Annotated in this window: 14 protein-coding genes; 6 read left to right on the plus strand and 8 right to left on the minus strand. The window is 64.4% G+C overall.

Translation table 11 applies throughout. The features are described 5' to 3' along the window. Positions 1-3: 3 nt before the first annotated feature. The 3 genes from CGZ88_RS09090 (at position 4) to CGZ88_RS03105 (ending at position 4,787) form a co-directional block, all read left to right on the plus strand. Positions 4-2,784, plus strand: coding sequence for an energy-coupling factor transporter ATPase (locus CGZ88_RS09090; protein ID WP_243390054.1), 2,781 nt, complete (start codon positions 4-6; stop codon positions 2,782-2,784). A gap of 751 nt (positions 2,785-3,535) precedes the next feature. Further along, positions 3,536-4,366 (plus strand): aldo/keto reductase, encoded by an 831-nt coding sequence (locus tag CGZ88_RS03100; protein ID WP_243390042.1) that lies wholly within the window; start codon positions 3,536-3,538, stop codon positions 4,364-4,366. 115 nt (positions 4,367-4,481) lie between these two features. Further along, complete coding sequence (locus CGZ88_RS03105; RefSeq protein ID WP_026644403.1) at positions 4,482-4,787, plus strand: YhbY family RNA-binding protein; 306 nt, start codon at positions 4,482-4,484, stop codon at positions 4,785-4,787. Between the two features lie 307 nt (positions 4,788-5,094). On the opposite strand, the gene tenA is transcribed toward CGZ88_RS03105, so the two are convergent. Beyond that, positions 5,095-5,844: a thiaminase II gene (gene tenA, locus CGZ88_RS03110; RefSeq protein ID WP_026644404.1), complete on the minus strand. Its 750-nt coding sequence runs from the start codon at positions 5,842-5,844 to the stop codon at positions 5,095-5,097. A 769-nt stretch (positions 5,845-6,613) separates the two neighbouring features. Here tenA and CGZ88_RS03115 point away from each other — a divergent pair. Further along, positions 6,614-6,973 carry a YccF domain-containing protein gene (locus CGZ88_RS03115; RefSeq protein ID WP_026644405.1) on the plus strand — a complete coding sequence of 120 codons (360 nt, stop codon included), beginning with the start codon at positions 6,614-6,616 and terminating at the stop codon, positions 6,971-6,973. Between the two features lie 131 nt (positions 6,974-7,104). On the opposite strand, the gene CGZ88_RS03120 is transcribed toward CGZ88_RS03115, so the two are convergent. The 4 genes from CGZ88_RS03120 to CGZ88_RS03135 all read right to left on the minus strand — a co-directional run bounded on the left by CGZ88_RS03120 (position 7,105) and on the right by CGZ88_RS03135 (position 10,643). Continuing rightward, entirely contained in the window at positions 7,105-7,473 is a 369-nt protein-coding gene (locus tag CGZ88_RS03120) for a metallopeptidase family protein (RefSeq protein ID WP_026644406.1), read from the minus strand. After that, positions 7,460-8,245: a MazG nucleotide pyrophosphohydrolase domain-containing protein gene (locus CGZ88_RS03125; protein WP_051198280.1), complete on the minus strand. Its 786-nt coding sequence runs from the start codon at positions 8,243-8,245 to the stop codon at positions 7,460-7,462. The genes CGZ88_RS03120 and CGZ88_RS03125 overlap by 14 nt, the downstream gene beginning before the upstream one ends. A 3-nt stretch (positions 8,246-8,248) precedes the next feature. Then, on the minus strand, positions 8,249-8,971 hold the full coding sequence (locus CGZ88_RS03130; protein ID WP_026644407.1) for a GNAT family N-acetyltransferase: 723 nt from the start codon (positions 8,969-8,971) through the stop codon (positions 8,249-8,251). Positions 8,972-9,077: 106 nt separating this feature from the next. Further along, the gene (locus CGZ88_RS03135) at positions 9,078-10,643 is read right to left on the minus strand and encodes a DUF6508 domain-containing protein (protein WP_026644408.1); all 1,566 of its coding nucleotides are present in this window, start codon (positions 10,641-10,643) and stop codon (positions 9,078-9,080) included. A 307-nt stretch (positions 10,644-10,950) separates the two neighbouring features. Here CGZ88_RS03135 and CGZ88_RS03140 point away from each other — a divergent pair, with 307 nt between their 5' ends. After that, the gene (locus CGZ88_RS03140; RefSeq protein ID WP_101671038.1) at positions 10,951-12,828 is read left to right on the plus strand and encodes an AMP-dependent synthetase/ligase; all 1,878 of its coding nucleotides are present in this window, start codon (positions 10,951-10,953) and stop codon (positions 12,826-12,828) included. A gap of 103 nt (positions 12,829-12,931) precedes the next feature. On the opposite strand, the gene CGZ88_RS03145 is transcribed toward CGZ88_RS03140, so the two are convergent. Together CGZ88_RS03145 and CGZ88_RS03150 are read right to left on the minus strand one after the other, a co-directional pair. Then, positions 12,932-14,365 carry an MFS transporter gene (locus tag CGZ88_RS03145; RefSeq protein WP_026644410.1) on the minus strand — a complete coding sequence of 478 codons (1,434 nt, stop codon included), beginning with the start codon at positions 14,363-14,365 and terminating at the stop codon, positions 12,932-12,934. Between the two features lie 244 nt (positions 14,366-14,609). Next, complete coding sequence (locus CGZ88_RS03150; RefSeq protein ID WP_101671039.1) at positions 14,610-16,025, minus strand: replication-associated recombination protein A; 1,416 nt, start codon at positions 16,023-16,025, stop codon at positions 14,610-14,612. Positions 16,026-16,113: 88 nt separating this feature from the next. Here CGZ88_RS03150 and CGZ88_RS03155 point away from each other — a divergent pair, with 88 nt between their 5' ends. Next, complete coding sequence (locus CGZ88_RS03155; protein WP_101671040.1) at positions 16,114-18,681, plus strand: DEAD/DEAH box helicase; 2,568 nt, start codon at positions 16,114-16,116, stop codon at positions 18,679-18,681. Between the two features lie 117 nt (positions 18,682-18,798). On the opposite strand, the gene CGZ88_RS03160 is transcribed toward CGZ88_RS03155, so the two are convergent. Then, a complete protein-coding gene (locus CGZ88_RS03160; protein ID WP_101671041.1) occupies positions 18,799-19,779 on the minus strand; it encodes a PPK2 family polyphosphate kinase in 981 nt (326 codons plus the stop codon). Between the last annotated feature and the right edge of the window lie 24 nt (positions 19,780-19,803).

Consider the following 19,803-nt stretch of genomic DNA (forward strand, 5'->3'; position numbering starts at 1 on the left):
GACATGCGCGACGTGCGGTTCAGCTACGACAGCGGCGCGACCTGGACGCTCAACGGCGTCGATCTTCAGGTGCGCGAAGGCGAACGCGTCGCCCTCGTCGGATCGAACGGCTCGGGCAAGTCGACGCTGTCGCTGCTCACCGCAGGACTCGCCGCCCCCGACGGCGGCACCGTGAAACTCGCCGGCGAATCCGTCTTCGACGATGACGGCGGCGCGCACGCGGACGCGTACCGCCGCGCGCGCCGCGACATCGGCATCGTCTTTCAGAATCCGGAAGATCAGATCGTCACGACCGTCGTAAGCGAAGACGTCGCGTTCGGTCCAGAGAATCTCGCGACGCCGCGCGAGCAGATCGGCGAACGTGTGCATGACGCGCTCGCGACGGTCGGCATGACCACGTTCGCCGAGGCGAACCCGGTGGATCTTTCGGGCGGTCAGCAGCAGCGCGTCGCGATCGCCGGGATGCTCGCGATGCGTTCGCGACTGCTCATCCTCGATGAACCGACGGCGATGCTCGATTCCGAGGCGCGCGCCGACGTGCTCGCCGCGCTCGACGATATCCAGGCGCGCGGCACCGCGATCATCATCGTGACCCACGACGCCACCGAGCTCGTGCACGCGACGCGCACGCTACGTCTGGAACACGGCCGTCTGCATCCGGTAACCGAATCCGCCCATCCACTGCCCGTAGTTTCCCCCTCGTCCTCCCCGACCCCGATGTCACTACCGGTAGCAACGTCCGATTCCCTATCGGCAGCGCCATCCAACTCGCTGCCGGCAGCGTCCTCTCCCGCCGATCTCTTATCGGGTGCACGTTCGGCGTCGGCTGCATCCTCTTCCGACTCTGATTCCTTACCGGATGCACCCTCCACGCATCGTCATGGGGTGCCGCCCGTAACATCGACGCCGGCGGTCATCTTCGACCATGTGACCTTCCGCTACCCCGGCTGCGCCAACGCGGTACTCGACGACTTCTCGCTACGGGTGACGTCCGGCTCGACGCTCGCGGTCGTCGGCAGGAACGGCTCGGGCAAGACGACCTTCGCGAAACTGTTGTGCGCCCTGCTGAAACCCGAGGCAGGATCGATTCGCGTCGCCGACATCGAACTCGTCCACGCGAATCGCAAGGAACGCGCGGCGCTGCGTCGCGGGCTCGGTTTCATCATGCAGCATCCCGAACGTCAGCTGTTCGCGAAGACGGTCGCGCAGGATGTGGCGTACGGTCCACACAACCAGGGGCTTTCCGACGCCGACGTGCAGGAGAGGGTGGACGAGGCGCTGCGGCTTGTCGGCGCCGAACATCTGTCGGCGCGCGACCCCTTCACGCTTTCGGGCGGCCAGCAGCGGCTCGTCGCGATCGCCGGCGTGCTCGCATGCCACCCGAAAGTGCTCGTCATGGACGAACCCACCGCGTCGCTCGACGACACGGCGCGCGCACGCATCCGCGACATCATCCGCAATCTGCGCATGCGCGGCGTCACGATCATCATGATTACGCACGATCTCGCGATGGCGCATGCGCTCGCGGACGCCATCGTCGATTTCCCGCCGTCGAACATCGCGACAGCGCGCGCCGACACCTCCGATGCTACGGGCGGCACGACGAACATCGCGAAAAACGACGCGCGCGTCCCCGTTTCCGAAGGCGCCGGCGACGTCTCCGCCACCGCTACCGGCAGCACTGCCGATAACGCTACCGGTAGTGAAACTGCCACCGGTAGCACTGCCGATAACGACGTCACTACCGGTAGCGGCAGCTCTGCCGATAACACCGCCGGCAACATTATCGGCAGCAGCGACGCTACCGGTAGCGGTCACACTACCAATAGCAACGCTGCCACCACTAACGGCAGCACGAGCCCTAGCGGCAGCACCACCGTTAACATCGCCACCACCCATACCGCGCACCCGCACGTCGCTACCGGTAGCGACACCGCGCACGCCGCCGACACCGCGCACGCCCGCGATCGATCATCGCGAGACACGCCGCCGGAAACGATTTCCATGAGTGACCCCGACTATTCCTGGATATCCTCCCTCGACCCGCGCGCGAAGATGCTCGGCGTCCTTGCGCTCATGTTCACGGCTTTCGCGATGTCGACGTGGCCGCAGCTCGCCGTCGGATTCGTCGCGACCACCGCGATCACGCTCGCGAGCCGTGTCGGTCTGCATCGTCTGCTTGCGTCGGTGCGCGTCTTCCTGATGCTGTTCGCCGTGAGCGGCCTGCTCAACCTCGCCGTCGTCCGCGACGGCACGCCGCTACTGCACATCGGCGGATGGACGATCACCACGGGAGGCGTATACGTCGCGCTCCTTTATATTTTGCGTTTCGCGTTTGTCATCATCCTCGGTGCCGTCGTGTTGCTCACGACCACGCCGACGGCGATGTCGAACGCCTTCGAACGACTGCTGCATCCGCTGCGCCGATGGATCCACGTGCAGGAGATCTGTCTGGTGCTCTCGCTCGCGCTGCGGTTCCTCCCCACGCTTGTGCACGAAACCGTCTCGATTCGCGACGCGCAGGCTGCGCGCGGCGGCTCGATCGAATCAGGCGGCATAATCAAACGGATGCATGCGATGTGCGCAATAGTCATCCCCGTGTTCGCCGGCGCGATACGACACGCCGACAACCTCGCACTCGCACTGGATGCCCGCTGCTATCAGGAAGGCGTACGACGCACACAGTGGCATCCGCTGACGATGCGTACGCGCGACTGGCTGTTCTGCGGCGGCGTTGCAATCGTCATCGCGCTGGTCATTCTGGCACATGTGTTCAATATGTGAACAAAACGCGTGAGGCAGGTCACAATATGCCATGATGTCTTTCAGCGACAAGCGAACAAGTGATGACACAATCTTCATCTGTTCGCAAAACAGAGACGAATCAACGTCAACGGAGCGGAAATCATCGCCCACGGTTCCCACAAGGAACAAGCCGTGTACGAATTCCCTTCGCGAGTCGTATATGTGCGGCCGTCCGGCAACCACGGACAGCCGCACATCTTTTTTCGCGTCCGACGATCGTCAATCCGCTGATGTCGCGTCGCACGCCGTGACATCGCTGCCCGTAAGCGCGCACGTCCCGTAAGCAATGCGCCGCCCGTAAGCGAGACCTTCCCGTGAACGATGCACTACCCGTACGCGAGACATCCTCTGTACCAACGCTGCCCGTAAGCGAGACCCTCCCGTAGAGCGTTGTGCCATCTGTAGACACGTGCTCCCCGTAAGCACAACACACTTCCCGTAAGCATGTGCTACCCGTAAGCACACACTCCCGTAAGCACACACTCCCGTAAGCGAGACGTTGCGCAACAGGGTGCGGCGAGCGCGCGTTCCTCGCATCGCTGATTACGGCGCGCGTCAGGCGCTCCCCTTCTACGATGGGACGCACAGGAACAAGTCCTTTCGATCTCGGCGCCGTCATTCCGCGGTGCACAACGCGCACAACGCGCACAACGCGCACACAGCGCACACAGCGCACGCGGCGCGCAGACGGATCGGAGGGATGTCACAGCGAACGAGGAATCGAGGAATCGTGAAGCCCACAGCACATGACGTCATACTCAACAACGACGTGCTCATCCCACAGGTCGGTCTCGGCGTCTTCCGGACGCCCGACGGCCCGACGACCGTCGACGCCGTGCACGCGGCACTCGAATGCGGCTACCGTCACATCGACACGGCGAGCATCTACGGCAACGAGGAGTCGGTCGGCGAGGCCGTCGCCACGAGCGGCGTGCCACGCGAGGACGTGTTCATCACGACGAAGCTGTGGAACGAAGACATCCGCAAGCACCGCACGATGGACGCGTTCCAGGAGAGCCTCAACCGTCTCGGCACCGACTACGTCGACCTCTACCTCATCCATTGGCCGGCGGAAGGCTGGCAGGACGCGTGGGACGCGATGCAGGAGATCTACCGCAGCGGCCGCGCACGCGCCATCGGCGTAAGCAACTTCGCGAAGAACCACCTCGATGAGCTGCTGGCGAACACCGACGTCAAGCCGGCGGTCAACCAGATCGAATCGTCGCCGACCTTCCCGAATCAGGACATGGTCGGCTACTGCCGCAAGCTGGGCATCGCCGTCGAAGCGTGGAGCCCACTCGGAGGCACCGGCAGCGATCTGCTCAAGGACGAACGACTCATCGAAATCGGTGAAAAGTACGGCAAGTCGTCGGCGCAGGTCGTCATCCGTTGGCATCTGCAGCGTGACGTCATCGCGCTGCCGAAGTCGGTGCACAGCACGCGCATCCAGCAGAACATCAACGTCTTCGATTTCGAACTCGACGACGAGGACATGCGCAAGATCAGCGCGATGGACACCGGCAAGCGCAACGGCGCCGACCCGAACGACTTCGACTTCTGACGCCACGCGCCGGCGTCGTCTTCGCTGGTGCGTCGATCGGGTGCGTCGGATATGATGGTGCGGTTACGCACTTGATGAATCGATGAATCACGTCACAAGAAGGAAGACGACACCCATGGCATTGACGAAGAAGCAGACGAAGCAGCTGCGCGCGATGGCGAACCAGCTCAAGCCGCTCGTGTACATCGGCAAGAATGACCTGAGCGAATCCGCGATCAGGCAGGCGGACGAGACGATTGAGAAGCGCGAACTGATCAAGGGACAGGTCCAGGACGGCTCCGGCATGGATGCGCGCGAGGCCGCCGAACGTCTCGCCGACGCACTCGGCGCCGACGTCGTGCAGGTCATCGGCAACCGTTTCATCCTGTTCCGCGTCTCGAAGCGCGACGACGTCGAGCACATCCGCCTCGTGCGCGAGTGAGACTGCGCGCGAACAAGATTGTGCGCATGTGAGACTGCGCGAGTGAGTCACCGTCGATTGAACGACGACGCAAACGAAGAATGATGTGGGGATGGATTCCGCAGCTGTTGGCGGAATCCATCCCCACATCGTTTTCATCGCACGCCCGCGGCCAACCTACGGGTGGCACGCCATAATCGCTTACGGGCAGCACTGCTTACGGGCAGCACATCGCAATCCCTTACGGGCAGCACTGCTTACGGGCAGCACTCTGTGATTCTTACGGGCGGCACATCGCAATCCCTTATGGGCGGCACATCCCGTCGATTCACTGCGCGTCGATCGCCGCCCATTGCGGCTTCCAGCTCATCTGTTCGTCGTATGCGCTCGCCCAGAACATGTATTCGTTCTCGACGCCGTGGATGAACAGTTCGACGAGCCGCTCGCGTTTCTCTTCGTCGGCGTGCGCGACGAGTCGTTCGATGTGCGCGAGCAGCCACGCCGACGACTGCCAGAACTCGTCGGTCTTGTAGGTGTCGATCCAACTCTTGTACGGGTTGTCGTCGAGCGTGTCGGCGAATTCGGCCGCGAGCCGCTGCCCGTAGTCGGCGTACACCCAGGCGCACGGCAGCACGGCGACGAGCACGTCGAGCAGGTCGCCGCCGTACGCGACCGACAGCATGTGCGTCGTGTACGCGCGTGCGAACGCCGACTGTTTCGCGTGCGCCATCTCCTCGGGCGTAATGCCGTACGACGCCAGATAGTCGCTGTGCAACGATTTCTCGACATCGAAGATCGCGCGCTGCACGTCGACCATGAACTTCATGATCTCCGCATCGTCGGTCTTCGTGAGCGCGAGCGCATGCACCTTCGCGTAATCGTTGAGATACAGCTCGTCCTGCTTGAGATAGAACGCGAACTTGCGTGTCGGCAACGTGCCCGCGCCGAGTTCGCGAATGAACGGTTGCCTGTAGCCTTCCTCCCATACCAGATTCGCCGCGTCGCGCATCCGCTGTGCAAACGGCGGCAGATTCGTCAGCGTGATGGCGGATGCGTTGCCGGATTCGGCTGTAGTCATAATCGTCTCCCTACGATGGTGTCAACCAACAGGTTCAAAGGGTCAGACCGAAGTCTTCTCAACCCCTGACGTACTCACGCGGATCGCGTAATCGCTTCGGGGTTCCCCTGCGTGTGTGTCGCGCATGACGCGCGCCCCCAGTATGTCAGCATTCCCCGACGACCCCGCGCATACGGGCAGCCGTTGAGATTACGGGTGGTCGTCGTTCTTACGGGTAGCCTCACTCTGTACGGGTTGCAGTCATTTCTTCGTTACGGGTGGCCGGCGTTGTTACGGGTGGTCGTTCTCTTGCGGACAGTCGCATGGCTTACGGGGTAGCGGCCTGCCGATCGCGTACGGGCGGCGGCTTCTTCTTACGGGCAGCCTTGCCTCCGCCCGCACGACGACCACCCATAAGAGAGCGACCACCCGTAAGAACGATGATCGCCCGCAGCAGTGATGGCACCCCGTAAGCGAACGATCATGTGCTGGCGCAACGACTACCCATAAGAGAACAGCTACCCGTAAGAGAACAACTACCCGCAACGGCGATAGCTACCCGTAACGACAGCAGCTACCCATAACAGTGATGACTGCCAGCAACGACGACTACCCGTAAGAAATCCGCCGCCCGTAAGAACGACGGCTGCCCGTCAGAGAAGAGCAGCTGCCCGTAGATGACTACCCGTAAGAGAACAGCTGCCCGTAACGGCGACGACTACCCGTAGGAACGCCGACCGTCCGTAGACGATTTGCCGCTGGCATGCGGGGGATTTCGTATACTACTGGTATGAGATTGATCGGCAATATTCTGTGGCTCATCCTTGGCGGTCTGGAGATCGCGTTCGCGTGGCTCGTTGTCGCTCTTGTGCTGTGCATCACGATCGTCGGCATTCCACTCGGGGTCCAGGCGTTCAAGATGGCGAAGCTGACGCTGACGCCCTTCGGCACGCATGTCGTCTACGGCGGCGGTGCCGGATCGCTGCTGCTCAACATCATCTGGGTCGTGCTCGTCGGTCTGTGGATGGCGATCGGCTACTGCGTCGCCGGCCTGGTCAACTGCATCACGATCATCGGCGTGCCCTTCGGCATCCAGAGCTTCAAGATGGCCAAGCTGGCGCTGTGGCCCTTCGGCTCACAGATCATCTGAGACAGCCCAACCACATCCAACAGCGCAGGGGCGGCCCGCATCCCGTCATCGAGAAGCGGTCCGCCCCTGACCTTTTCCCCCGTCCGACCTTCCCCGCGCGTCACTCACCCGCGCCGACCGTCGACCGCCGATCAATAGCCGTGCGAATGCAGGTACGCGTCGTCGAATCCGAAGTAGTGCCCGATCTCGTGCAGCACCGTCTTCTGGATCTGCGTGATGAGTTCCTTGTGCGTGTGGCAGACGCGCTCGTGCGGGCCGCGGAAGATCGTGATGACGTCCGGCAGTTCGCCAGCGAAGCTGAACCCGCGTTTCGTGATCGGCGTGCCCTGATAGAGGCCGAGCAGTTCGCCGTGTTCGACGTGGGCCGACGCGAGCTGTTCCTTCGACGGTTCGTCGGCCGTCGTGATCGCGATGTTCTGCAGTGCATCCTTGAATTTCTGCGGCAGCCCCGCGATCGCCTCGCGCACGGCGGCGTCGAAGTCGCGCTTACTGATCTCCATCGTCGTCTCCTTCCATTCCCTGATATCCGCCGTCATCCTCGATGGCCGCGACCGCCGTCTCCACTTCGCGCAGTCGCACGCGCAGATCGCGTTCGATATCGACGCCGTCACGCCGTGCCTCGCGCACAATCCGCAGGATCCGGTCGGCGTAGTCGTCCGTAAGCGCGCTCGGCGCGTCGAAGGCGGCGTCCAACGCGTCCGCTCGCTCCGACTTGCCGATCCGCGAGACGACCTTCGCGGCGCGTGGCAGCGCTCCCTGCGCCTTCGAGATGCCGTCGAGCACCGATGCGCGCCGCTTCTCGCGTTGTTTCATCCGCTCCCACAGCGCAAGCGTGCCGTCGGCGTCGAGCGGCTGCGCCGTCTCGTCGTCGGGCGCAAACACCTGCGGATGACGTGTGATCAGCTTGTCGACGAGCCTGTCGCACACCTCGTCGAGGTCGAAGGGGTCGTCCGGATCCTCGGAGCACACCTGTGCCTGGAACACCGACTGCAGCAGCACGTCGCCGAGTTCCTCGCGCATGTTGTCGCGATCATCGGTTTCGACGGCGTCGACGTACTCGTAGGTCTCCTCGAGCAGCGGCTTGAGCAGCGACTCGTTCGTCTGCGCACCGTCCCACGGACAGCCGTCGGGACCGTGCAGGATTGCGACGAGCGCGCGCACGCGTCCGAACGCGTCCGGCGCGTCGCGCACGGGGTCGAGTTTCGAGCATCGTTCGTAGCCTTCCGGCAGCCGGTAGCCGCCGCCGGCGTCCTGATTGCGCGTATCCGCCATCGTTCAGTCGCGTCCGAGCGGGTTGACGCCCTCGTTCGCCGGCGACGTCTCGTTGTCGTAGACGAAGGCGTGCAAATGGTCGTCGAGCGCGTCGTCTTCGGCGTGCACTTCGGCGTCCTCCTTCGGCGTATGCGGCTCGTTGTCGAGCACGATCGACTCCGCGCGCCGCGTGAGTCCCGCCTTGTCGTAGAACGAGTAGTCGCATGCGCTGTCGGTGAACAGGAAGTAGCGTTCAACGCCTGCCTGATGGAAACGGTCGGTCATCCATTTAAACAGATGGGCGCCGACGCCCTTGCCGCGCATGTCCGGGCGCACAAGCAGCAACACGAGCTCGCCCTGATAGGCGTGGCCGTCCTTCTTCGCCTCGGCGATCATCCTCAGATTCGTGTCCTCGTAGCGTTTCATGTCGCGCAGCGCCTTGCGTCCGCGCGCCGACGTGAGCAGCGACGCGAGCAGCCGCATGTTGTGCACATGGTGGTCGTTGAGTCCGTTGCGGGTCTCATGCGAATCGATCCTGCCGAGCACGACGCCGACGATCTGCCCGTCGCTGACGGCCACCTGTGCGGCCGTCGCGCGGCCGAGGCAGTGCTCCAGATCGATTTCGGCGAGCTTCATCTCGAGTGCGTGATCCATCGTCGGATCGGTGTGCCATGCGTCGCACAGCATCTGCGTGATCGCCGGGTAATCCTCGCGGCGCAGCGTCCTATACGTGATTGCTTCGTTCATACCTCACATGCTACGCGCCGCACGCGCCGCCACGCCGTGATTCACCTTCCGGCGTGCGCGACATTGTCCGTCAGCACCCGCGTGCACGCTGTTGTCGCCGTCGACGTCACACGAGACGTCCGCAGGCGCCGTCGATGTCCCGCAGACGCCTGAGCAGACGGATGAGGACGCCGCTTTCGAGGCATTCGGCGAGGTATCCCTCGTTGCGGCGCTCGCGGTAGACGATCATCGTGACGAGCGCGTCGATGAGTTCGGCGTCGAGTGTGGAGACGTTGAGGATCGGGATTGACACGTCCTTGTCGAGCCCGTACCGGCGCAGTGTGCGCACGTAGTCGTGGTCACCCTGGTTGATGACGATGTCGATGAAGCTCAGGACGACCTCGTTGTAGACGCAGTATCCGACGTTGTGCATCGCGAGCGGCCCCTCGGTGAGGAACTCGACGTGGTAGAGCGGCTCCGACGGAGTCTCGAAGGGTTCGATGTACGAGGTGAGCCAGTCGTAACGTGGCCCGTCGGGCTCGTCCTCGCGTATCACGTCGATCACATCCGCGTAGTGGCCGAACCTGGCGCGGTCGATGTCCGCCGCGTCCGCCGTGCGCGTCATTGCACTGCCCTTGAGCTCCGTCGGGCTCGGCAGCGTGATGCGGAAGCGGTAGCGGCGCGCGATCTCGAGCACCATCGCGACGATGTGCGCGCACACGTGACGCGAGCGCGCGACATCGCAGGTGCAGACGACCTTCGCGACGACGTCGTGCCGCATGAGCAGATCCACCCGTTCCTCGTGTCCTCCGTCGCGCACGACGGCATGCCGTATGCCGAAGGACGTGTCGACGAGGTCGACGACGGCGTCCTCATCGAACAGCCGTGCGCCCGCCGCGAGCGCCTCCGGGCTCGACCATGACGCGAGTTCGCGCATGCCGCGGCCGATGATAATGCCCGATTCAATGAGACGCAGACGCGACTGGTTGCCGATGCGCAGCGTGGCGCGGCGTTCGTCGGGGATCTCAAGTTCGCGTTCGGCGGCCATTTCGATTGTGTCGTGCGCGTCATGGCGCCGGGGGTCGGCGTTGAGTTCGTTGATGCGCACGATGTCGGAGTTCTTGATCGCTGTGCCGGGGATGCGGTGCCAGGCACTGACGATCTGCAGCACCTTGGAGTCCTCGTACAGCACGATGAAGTTGCGTCCGATCGACGCGTACCACCATTCGTCGAGCGCGTTGTTGGCGACGTCCATCATCGCGTCCTTGGCGACCTTCCAGCTGGGCATGTGCCGCTCGTCGGTGTGGAACAGCTCGGCGAGGTTGGTGCGGAACGCCTGCGAGTACATGACGCCGCCGGTGACGCCAGAGGACATGAGCGCGCGGAACGACCGGTAGGTCACGGGCACCGACGCGATGTCGCACTGTTCGTAGACGGTGCCGGGTCCGTAGGTGATGAGCGGGTCGTCGCCGCGCAGCGAGCCGTCGAGCGTCGGGTATTCGCACAGCGTCATCGCGCCGCATTGCATGCACTGTTCGAAGACGCGGCCGCCGGGCAGCGTGACACCGGTGTCGAACTCGCAGTCGTAGTTGTAGTGGGCGAGCGACGACGATGGGATGAACCCGAACATCTGCGGACCTTGCGTGTCGAGTCCGTGCAGCGGCGCTCCACATACGCACTGTCTCCTGACCAAGCCTACCTCCTTCACCGGCCGACGACCGTAGGGGCATTATCCCTGTGACCCGCCTTTTGAGAAAATGATTATCAGCCTCCAGCAGAACAGGGAGCTCAATAGTCATCTTTTGCCATCTGTGATGGGTTTAGTATAGCATTCTGTTCTCTGATAGCGAACTGCACACGTTGATCGCGACACGCTCGCGACGGCGTCCGCAGGCGTGCTGCAGACGCTTACGTAACCGTAGGAAGCACGGTCGTGCGACGGCTACGGCAGGGCGCATCGCGCATGGTTTTTGTATCAGCGACCGAGTAATCGTATATCTATGAGCGAAGACAACATCAAGCGCGTCGGACGCGCCGACGACGAAGTCACGAACGCGACGACGATCGTCAAGGAATATACGACCCCGCTGCACGAACCGATCGATCCGGACATCAACCTGTTCGATTTCCTCGCCCGTCGCGCCGAGCGCGACGCGGACGGCTCGATGGTGTGCTATAAGGACGACGCCGGCGCTTGGCAGACGTTCTCGGCCGCCGAGTTCCGCGACAAGGTCATCCAGATCGCGAAGGGACTCATCGGATGGGGCGCGCGCCCGGGCGAATCAATCGCGATCATCGCGCACACCCGCTGGGAATGGGTCGCGCTCGACCTGGCGATCATGGCGATCGGCTGCGTGACAGTCCCCGTCTACGAGACGAACTCCCCCGCGCAGATCCGCACCGTCTTCAACGACGCGTCGGTCGTGCTCGCGTTCGCCGAGGACGACGGCCAGCGCGACAAGGTCGAGTCCATCAACGCCGACGTCGCATCGCTGCGCGCGACCTACATCATCGAATCTGACGCCGTCGACGCAATCATCGCCTTCGGCGCGCATGTCGGCGACGACGAATTCGAGAAGCGGCGTAAGGCTGCGCATGGCGAGACGCTCGCGACGATCATCTACACCTCCGGATCGACCGGCACGCCCAAGGGCATTGAGATCAGCCACCGCGGCATGGCCGCCGAATGCATGCATGCGCTGCAGTACATGCCGCGCGCGATCGACATCCCCGACCGCCGTCTGCTGCTGTTCCTGCCGATGTCGCACGTCTTCGCGCGATTCATGACGATCGTCGCCTTCGCCGGCACGCTCACGCTCGGCCTGAGCAGCAACATGAAGACGATCATCAAGGACTTCGAATCCTTCGGCCCGACGCTGCTGCTCGCCGTGCCACGTGTGTTCGAGAAGGTGTACAACGCCGCCTCGCAGCGCGCCGGCAGCGGCTTCGCCGGACGCATGTTCCTGCGCGGCGTCAAGGCGGCGCAGAACTGGTCGTCCTACGAGCAGTCGGGCGAGAAGATGCCGCTGTCGGTCAGGATGAGGCACGCGTTCTACGATCGTGTCGTCTACAGGAAGATCCGCACCGTCTTCGGCCCGAATGCCGACTTCGCGATCACCGGCGGCGCGCCGATGGATCCCGACCTCGCGCACTTCTACAACGGCATCGGCATGCCGCTGCTCGAGGGCTACGGCATGACCGAGACCTGCGGACCGGTGAGCGTGAGCCTGCCGGAGAACAACCACATCGGCACGATCGGCCAGCCGCTGTGCGGAACGACGGTCGGCATCGCCGAGGACGGCGAGCTGTGCTTCCGCGGCGCGAGCGTGTGCATGGGCTACCACAACCAACCGGAGGTCACCGCGCAGCAGATCACCGACGGATGGCTGCACACCGGCGATCTCGGCGACGTCGACGAGGACGGCTTCATCACGCTCACCGGACGCAAGAAGGACCTCATCATCACCGCCGGCGGCAAGAACGTCTCCCCCGGCCAGCTCGAGACGACGGTCATGACGTCGCCGGTCGTCGCGCAGTGCCTCGTCATCGGCGACCGCAAGCCGTTCATCGCCGCACTTATCACGCTCGACCTCGACGACGCGAACGCATGGCTCACGTCGCAGGGCGCCGCGCCGGCCGCCTCCCTCGAGGAGCTGTCGAAGAACCCGATCGTCTACGCCGAGGTCGAACGCATCGTCAACAAGGCGAATGAAGGCGTCTCGCGCGCCGAATCGATCCGCAAGTTCGAGATTCTGCCCGACGAGTTCACGCAGGACAACGGCATGATCACGGCGAGCCTCAAGACGCGCCGCAAGCAGATCATCGACCACTACCGCAAGCTCATCGACACGGTCATCTACGTGCCGCGCAAGAAGTAAGCGCGCAGGCGACATCCGCTTGTCGTCGACGCCATATGCGAAGGCGCGCGGGTCCAGATGGGCCCGCGCGCCTTCGCATATGTGTAGCTGCAGACGCCGACGGTCAGCGGCGGAGCATGCGCTGCGAGCGGCGGCGGAAGGCGGCGAACAGCATGCACCACGAGGCCACGACGATAAGCAGCATGAGCGCGAAGGTCCACATGCCGCCGACCGCAGTCGCATGGGCGAAGCGCGGCGTGCCCTGAACACCCTCCCCCGCCTGCGCAATCGCGAACACCGTCGAGAAGAGCGTCGTGCCGGCGGCGCCGCCGAACTGCAGCGACGTGTTGAACACGGCGTTGCCGTCGGGGGAGAATTCGGGCGCGACGTCGTGCAACGCCGAGGTTAGGATGTTCGAATAGCCGAGCGCGTAGCCCACGCCGAACACGAAATACAGTCCGGCGAGCAGCGCTGGCGTCATATGCATCGAGCATGCGAGCATGAGCGCGAGCGCCACGATGCATGCGGCGAACGCGCACAGGATCGGCCGCGTCGCGCCGTAGCGGTCGTAGAACATGCCGCCGACCGGCGCGAAGAACGCGCCGATGAGCGCGCCCGGCAGCACGAGCAGGCCGGCGACGAGCGCCGTCGTGCCGAGCGAGAGCTGCGCGAGGTTCGTGATGACGTAGCCGAAGCCGATGCCGACCATGGGCATGAGCAGGTAGGCGGCCAGATGGAACAGGACGACGCGGTCGCGCATCCACCCCAGACGGATGAGCGGCGAATACGAGCGCCGCGTCGACCACACGAAGAACACGAGGGACGCGACGCCGACGACGAGCGCGACCGACGCGACGATGATGGTGGAGACGACGCGCCTGCCGGACACGGCGTCGCTGACGGCGACGCCCGCCTGATTGATCGCGAGGATGAGCGACGCCAGTCCGACGACGATCGCGAGGAACTGCAACGGGTTGAGTTTGACTTCCTCGAGCGGCCTGCGCTGGCGGATGCAGATCAGGCCGATCGGCAGCGAGACGAGCAGCACGACGGGGATGACGAAGACGAAGATGCTGCGCCACGGCAGCACGCTCGTCACGGCGCCGCCGACCGTCGGGCCGATCGCCGGCGCGACGGTGATGACGAGGGAGCCGACGCCCATGAGTCTGCCGACCTTCGCGCGTGGCGACTGCTGCAGGATGATGTTCATCATCAGCGGCGTCGCGACGCCCGATCCGACGCCCTGGATGACGCGCGCGAGCAGGATGACGGCGAAATTAGACGTGAAGATCATGATCGCCGAGCCGACGACGGCGAGGACGACGGCGGCCACGAAGGTCGAACGCATCGTGAAACGGCGGTTGAGGTACGAGGACAGCGGCATCGTGACGCCGACCGACAGCAGGTAGATCGTCGTGATCCACTGCACGGTCGCCATGTCGACGCCGAATTCCTCCATGAGCTGCGGGAACAGCACCGTCATGACCGTTTCGGTGAGGATGCCGATGAACGCGAGCGAACCCACCGCCACGATCGAGCCGATGAGGCGGCGCGGGATACGTTCGTCGGCCGCGTTCGGGGTGGTGCGGACGGCCTCTTGCGCTGCGGTGGTGGCGACGTTCGGGTTCCCTTCGCGCTCGGCGGTGTCGGTGAGTTTCGTCTGTTTCACGCTCAAAACGGGCATGCTCCTTCCCGTTTCTGCGCACCCCGCGACGGGGAACGCAGAAACGCCTCTGTCTGTGTTGCTGTTGCTGATCGCCGACAATGTCTGTCGATCGCCGGCGATGTCGCAGTCGTGACGACTATCGATGATCGGCCGTGCCATCGCGCATCGGCGACGCGCCCGGTGCGCCCGCCCTGTGCAGGATCGAGCGGATGGCCTCGAGACGCGGCCCGAGCTCGTGCTCGTAGCCTCTGTCATTGGGATGATAGTACTCGCGTCCCACCAGTTCGTCAGGCATGTACTGCTGCGCGGCGACGGCGCCGGGGGCGTCGTGCGCGTACTGGTAGCCGCGGTGATTGCCCCAGCTCTCCATCAGCTTCGTCGGCGCGTTGCGCAGATGCAGCGGCACCTGCCCGATGCGGCCGGCATCGACGTCCGCGAGCGCCGCGTCGATCGCCAGATAGCTCGCGTTCGACTTCGGCGCCGTCGCCACGGCAAGCGCGGCCTCCGAGAGGATGATCCTCGCCTCGGGCATGCCGATCATCGCCACCGCCTGCGCGGCGGCGACGGTGACCTGCAGGATCTGCGGCGCGGCCATGCCCACCTCCTCGGCGGCGGCGATCATGATGCGCCGGGCGATGAACCTCGGGTCCTCCCCCGCGCGGATCATCCGCGCCAGATAGTGCAGGGTGGCGTCCGGATCCGATCCTCGCATCGATTTGATGAACGCGGAGACGACGTCGTAGTGGTCGTCGCCGTCCTTGTCGTAGCGCACGGTGGCGGCGTCCATGACCTGCGCGACGACCTGCGGCGTGATGACCGGCTTGGACCTGTGTGACCCGCCTGCGGCATGCTGCGGCTCGTCGAGCGCGCCGGCGGCGGCCTCGAGTATCGTCAGCGATTTCCTTGCATCGCCGCCCGCCATGCGGATGATGTCGTCGAGCGCCGCGTCGTCGAGCGTGACCTTGCCGTCGAGTCCGCGCGGGTCGTCGACGGCGCGCGTGACGACCTGTTTGAGTTCGTCCGCCTCGAGCGATTCGAGCTTGACGACGACCGAGCGGCTCAGCAGCGGCTTGATCACCGAGAAGCTCGGGTTTTCGGTCGTGGCCGCGATGAACGTGACGTCGCGGTTCTCGACGCTCGGCAGCAGTGCGTCCTGCTGGGATTTGGAGAAGCGATGCACCTCGTCGATGAACAGGGCCGTCTCCTTGCCTTCCGTCACGAGCCGTTCGTGGGCGCGCGCGAGCACGGCGCGCACGTCCTTGACGCCGGAGGTGACGGCGGACAGTTCCTCGAAGACACGTCCCGATTGCTGCGCGACGATATAGGCGAGCGTCGTCTTGCCCACGCCGGGCGGCCCGAACAGGATGATGGAGCTCGGCGCCGTCAACGATCCGCGCGACGCGGGGTCGGCGAGTCTGCGCAGCGGCGAGCCCTGCGCGAGTACGCGTCGCTGTCCGACGACGTCGTCGAGCGTCGTCGGACGCATCCGCACGGCGAGCGGCCGCACGAGTTCATCATCGGCATCGGCGGCCGAGAACAGGTCTTCCGTCATGACCTCCAGTCTAACGTCTTTTGCTTCGAACATTTGTTCGACACGCCGTCGCTGCGGCCGCGCCGCGCCTCGCATTAGACTGGACGATATGACGGATGCAACGAAGTACGGTTCCCTCGGCGAGCTCGCGCCGAGCTGGGGTTCGCATATGGAGCCCCTGAGCGACGACGAGATCTACGAGCGTTTCTTCACGTGGGTCAACGACGTCAAAGGCATCGAGCCATGGCCGCATCAGGAGGAGGCAATCATGGACCTGCTCGCCGGCGACCACGTGATCCTCAACACGCCCACCGGCTCGGGCAAGTCGCTCGTGGCGCTCGGCATGCACTTCGCCGCGCTGTGCACCGGCAGGCGCTCCTACTACACGGCACCGATCAAGGCACTCGTCTCCGAGAAGTTCTTCGACCTCGTCGAGGTGTTCGGCCGCGACAACGTCGGCATGATCACCGGCGACTCCCACATCAACGCCGAGGCGCCGATCATCTGCTGCACGGCGGAGATCCTCGCGAACCAGGCGCTGCGCGAGGGCGTGCACGCGGACATCGGCTGCGTCGCGATGGACGAGTTCCATTTCTACGGCGATCCCGAACGCGGCTGGGCGTGGCAGGTGCCGTTGCTCACACTGCCGCAGACGCAGTTCCTGCTGATGAGCGCCACGCTTGGCGACGTGTCCGCGATTGCGGACAAGCTCGAGATGATGACCGACGCCGACGTCGACGTCATCGCCGATGCGCCGCGCCCGGTGCCCCTCTCCTACGAGTACACGCTCAACCCGCTCGAGAAGACCGTCGAACTGGCCATCGACAAGCATGAGACGCCGGTCTACGTCGTGCACTTCTCGCAGGACGCCGCCCTCGACACCGCGCAATCGCTCGCGAGCGCCGGCGTCTCCAGCAAGGAGCAGCGCAAGGCGATTGCCGAGGCCATCGCCGGCACGAAGTTCACGACGGCGTTCGGCAAGATCCTCAAGCGGCTGCTGTCCAACGGCGTCGGCATCCACCACGCCGGCATGCTCCCGCGCTACCGGCGTCTCGTCGAACAGCTCGCGCAGAAGGGCCTGCTGCCGGTGATCTGCGGCACCGACACGCTCGGTGTCGGCATCAACGTGCCGATCCATTCCGTCGTGCTCACCCAGCTCACGAAGTTCGACGGCTCGCATATGCGCCGTCTGCGCGCCCGCGAATTCCATCAGATCGCAGGCCGCGCCGGCCGCAGCGGCTTCGACACCGAGGGCCTCGTCATCGCCGAAGCTCCCGAATACGAGATCGAGAACGCGAAAGCCGTCGCGAAGGCCGGGGACGATCCGAAGAAGCTGCGCAAGATCAAACGCAAGAAGGCACCTGAGGGGTTCGTGACGTGGAACGAGCAGACCTTCGACAAGCTGATCGACGCGGCCCCCGAGACGCTTGTCCCCCAGATGCGCATCACCCATGCGATGGTCCTCAACGAGGTCGAGCAGGGTGGAGACGCGCGCCGGCGCATCGATGCGCTCATCGACGACTCTCAGCAGACACCCGAGCAGAAGGACCAGCTGCACACGCGCGCCGACGAGATCTTCACGACGCTGTTCGACACCGACGTCATCGAGACCGAGGATCGCCCCGACGGTGGCAAGGACTACTACCTGACGGTGGACGTGCCACGCGATTTCGCGCTCGACCAGCCACTGAGCCCGTTCTTGCTCGCCGCGCTCGAACTGCTCGACCCGGACAGCGAGACCTACGCGCTCGACGTGATCTCGATGGTCGAGGCGACACTCGAGGATCCCAAGCAGGTGCTGCGCGCGCAGGAACGTCAAGCGCGCGACGCCGCGATGGCGGACATGAAGGCGGACGGCGTCGACTACGACGAGCGCATGGAACGCATCCAGGAGATCACCTATCCGAAGCCTCTGGCACAGCTGCTCGACGCCGCCTTCGCCACGTACCGCCATGATGTGCCGTGGGCGAACGACTACTGGCTGCGCCCGAAGTCGGTCGTGCGCGACATGGTCGAGACGGCCTCCGACTTCACCGGATACATCACCCGCTACAACATCGCGCGGTCCGAGGGCACGCTGCTGCGCTACCTGTCCGACGCCTACCGCGTGCTATCGCGCACGGTGCCCCCGGAGAAACGCGACGAGCGGCTCGACGACATCATCGCTTGGCTGCGCGTCGTCGTCCGTTCGATTGATTCGAGCCTCGTGGACGAATGGGAGAACGCCGGGCGTCTCGACGCCGGCGAGGCGGCGACGCTCGCCGCGCCGGCCACGGCGGACGCCGTCGTCGAGGACCGCCGCGGCCTGACCGTGCTCGTGCGCAACGCGCTGTTCCGCCGCGTCCAGCTCATCGACCTCGACGATCCGGAGGCGCTCGGCGCGCTCGACAAGGATTGGCATTACGGCGTGCACGAATGGGAGGACGTGCTCGACGCGTTCTACGATGAGCACGAATACGTCGCCACCGACATGAAGGCGCGCAGCGGCGAGTTCTTCATCATCGACGACCGCGACGAGAAGCGCGGCCACACGTGGACAGTGCGGCAGATCCTCGATGATTCCGACGGCGACCACGACTGGGCGATCACCGGCGTCGTCGATCTGGACGCCACGCAGGAGCAGGGCGAAGTCGTCTTCCGAGACTACAGCGTCAGGAACATGACCGAATCCGAGTGAGGCGCGCCCGCGTACAACGATCGGTGTGCGCGACGACTGCAACGGCTGCTGCTGCAACAGCTACGAAGACTGGAACAGCTGCAACAGCGGCAGCGGCGATCGGAGCGCGGACTCGGCTCACGAATCCGCGTTGAGTCGACGGATCGCCTCGTCGCGATCCACGTCGAGCGGCGGCCACGTCATGTTGAAGTTCTTCATCGTCGTGCGCAGCAGTTCGGAAACGACGATGCGCGAATACCAGCGTTCGTCGGCGGGCACGAGATACCACGGCGCATACGAGGTGCTCGTGCGTTCGAACACGTCCTGCCATGCGGCCATGTACTCGTTCCAGCGGTCGCGCGCGTCGAGGTCGCTCGGATCGAACTTCCAGTATTTGCGCGGATCATCAAGACGGTCGAGGAAATGCTTGCGCTGCGCCTCCTTACTGGAGACGAGGAAGATCTTGATGATCGCGCATCCGCTGGCGACGAGGTCGCGTTCGAAGGCGTTGATTTCGCCGTAGCGTTCCTGCCACACCTCCTGCGGCACGGTCCCGTAGATGTGCGGCATGACGATGTCCTCGTACTGCGAACGGTCGAAGATCGAGATCCAGCCGTTCGCCGGCAGCTCCTTGCGGATGCGCCACAGATAGTCGTGCCGCTGCTCCTGCGGCGTGGGTGCGCCGAAGCCATGGTAGTGGATGCCCATCGGGTCGACCTGACTGAACACATGACGGACGATGCCGCCCTTGCCGGAGGCGTCCATGCCTTGCAGCACGATGAGCAGCCGATGATGGTCGCCGCGTATGCCGTTGGCGTACATGAGCCGCTGATAGCGGGCGATTTCGGTGGCGCTCAGCGCGATGAACCGTTCGCCGTCGTTCTGGTCGCCGTCGAATCCAGGGGTCGAGCCGGCGTCAATGGCGGTGAGTTCGGTGTTCGCCGAGAACCGAAGCCGCTGCGCCGGAGGCAGCGTCCACACCGAGCTGAGCATGTCGCTGGATTTGGCCGCGCGCGCAAGACGTTCGGTGATCGTATCGGCGGCTTCGACGTCCTGTGCATGCGAGGCGATCCGCTTCATCGTCTTCTTGATGTTCTTCGACTGCTTGTCTTTCGCCATACCCCAAGTCTACCGCCGTCCCCT

The sequence above is a fragment of the Bifidobacterium anseris genome (genome assembly GCF_002860345.1).
In the GTDB taxonomy this organism is placed as follows: domain Bacteria; phylum Actinomycetota; class Actinomycetes; order Actinomycetales; family Bifidobacteriaceae; genus Bifidobacterium; species Bifidobacterium anseris.

Coding starts and splice junctions, on each gene's coding strand:
- CGZ88_RS09090 (WP_243390054.1), top strand. CDS start 4: ATGCGCGACGTGCGGTTCAGCTACGACAGCGGCGCGACCTGGACGCTC.
- CGZ88_RS03105 (WP_026644403.1), top strand. CDS start 4,482: ATGGCATTGACGAAGAAGCAGACGAAGCAGCTGCGCGCGATGGCGAAC.
- tenA (WP_026644404.1), bottom strand. CDS start 5,844: ATGACTACAGCCGAATCCGGCAACGCATCCGCCATCACGCTGACGAAT.
- CGZ88_RS03115 (WP_026644405.1), top strand. CDS start 6,614: ATGAGATTGATCGGCAATATTCTGTGGCTCATCCTTGGCGGTCTGGAG.
- CGZ88_RS03120 (WP_026644406.1), bottom strand. CDS start 7,473: ATGGAGATCAGTAAGCGCGACTTCGACGCCGCCGTGCGCGAGGCGATC.
- CGZ88_RS03125 (WP_051198280.1), bottom strand. CDS start 8,245: ATGGCGGATACGCGCAATCAGGACGCCGGCGGCGGCTACCGGCTGCCG.
- CGZ88_RS03130 (WP_026644407.1), bottom strand. CDS start 8,971: ATGAACGAAGCAATCACGTATAGGACGCTGCGCCGCGAGGATTACCCG.
- CGZ88_RS03140 (WP_101671038.1), top strand. CDS start 10,951: ATGAGCGAAGACAACATCAAGCGCGTCGGACGCGCCGACGACGAAGTC.
- CGZ88_RS03150 (WP_101671039.1), bottom strand. CDS start 16,025: ATGACGGAAGACCTGTTCTCGGCCGCCGATGCCGATGATGAACTCGTG.
- CGZ88_RS03155 (WP_101671040.1), top strand. CDS start 16,114: ATGACGGATGCAACGAAGTACGGTTCCCTCGGCGAGCTCGCGCCGAGC.
- CGZ88_RS03160 (WP_101671041.1), bottom strand. CDS start 19,779: ATGGCGAAAGACAAGCAGTCGAAGAACATCAAGAAGACGATGAAGCGG.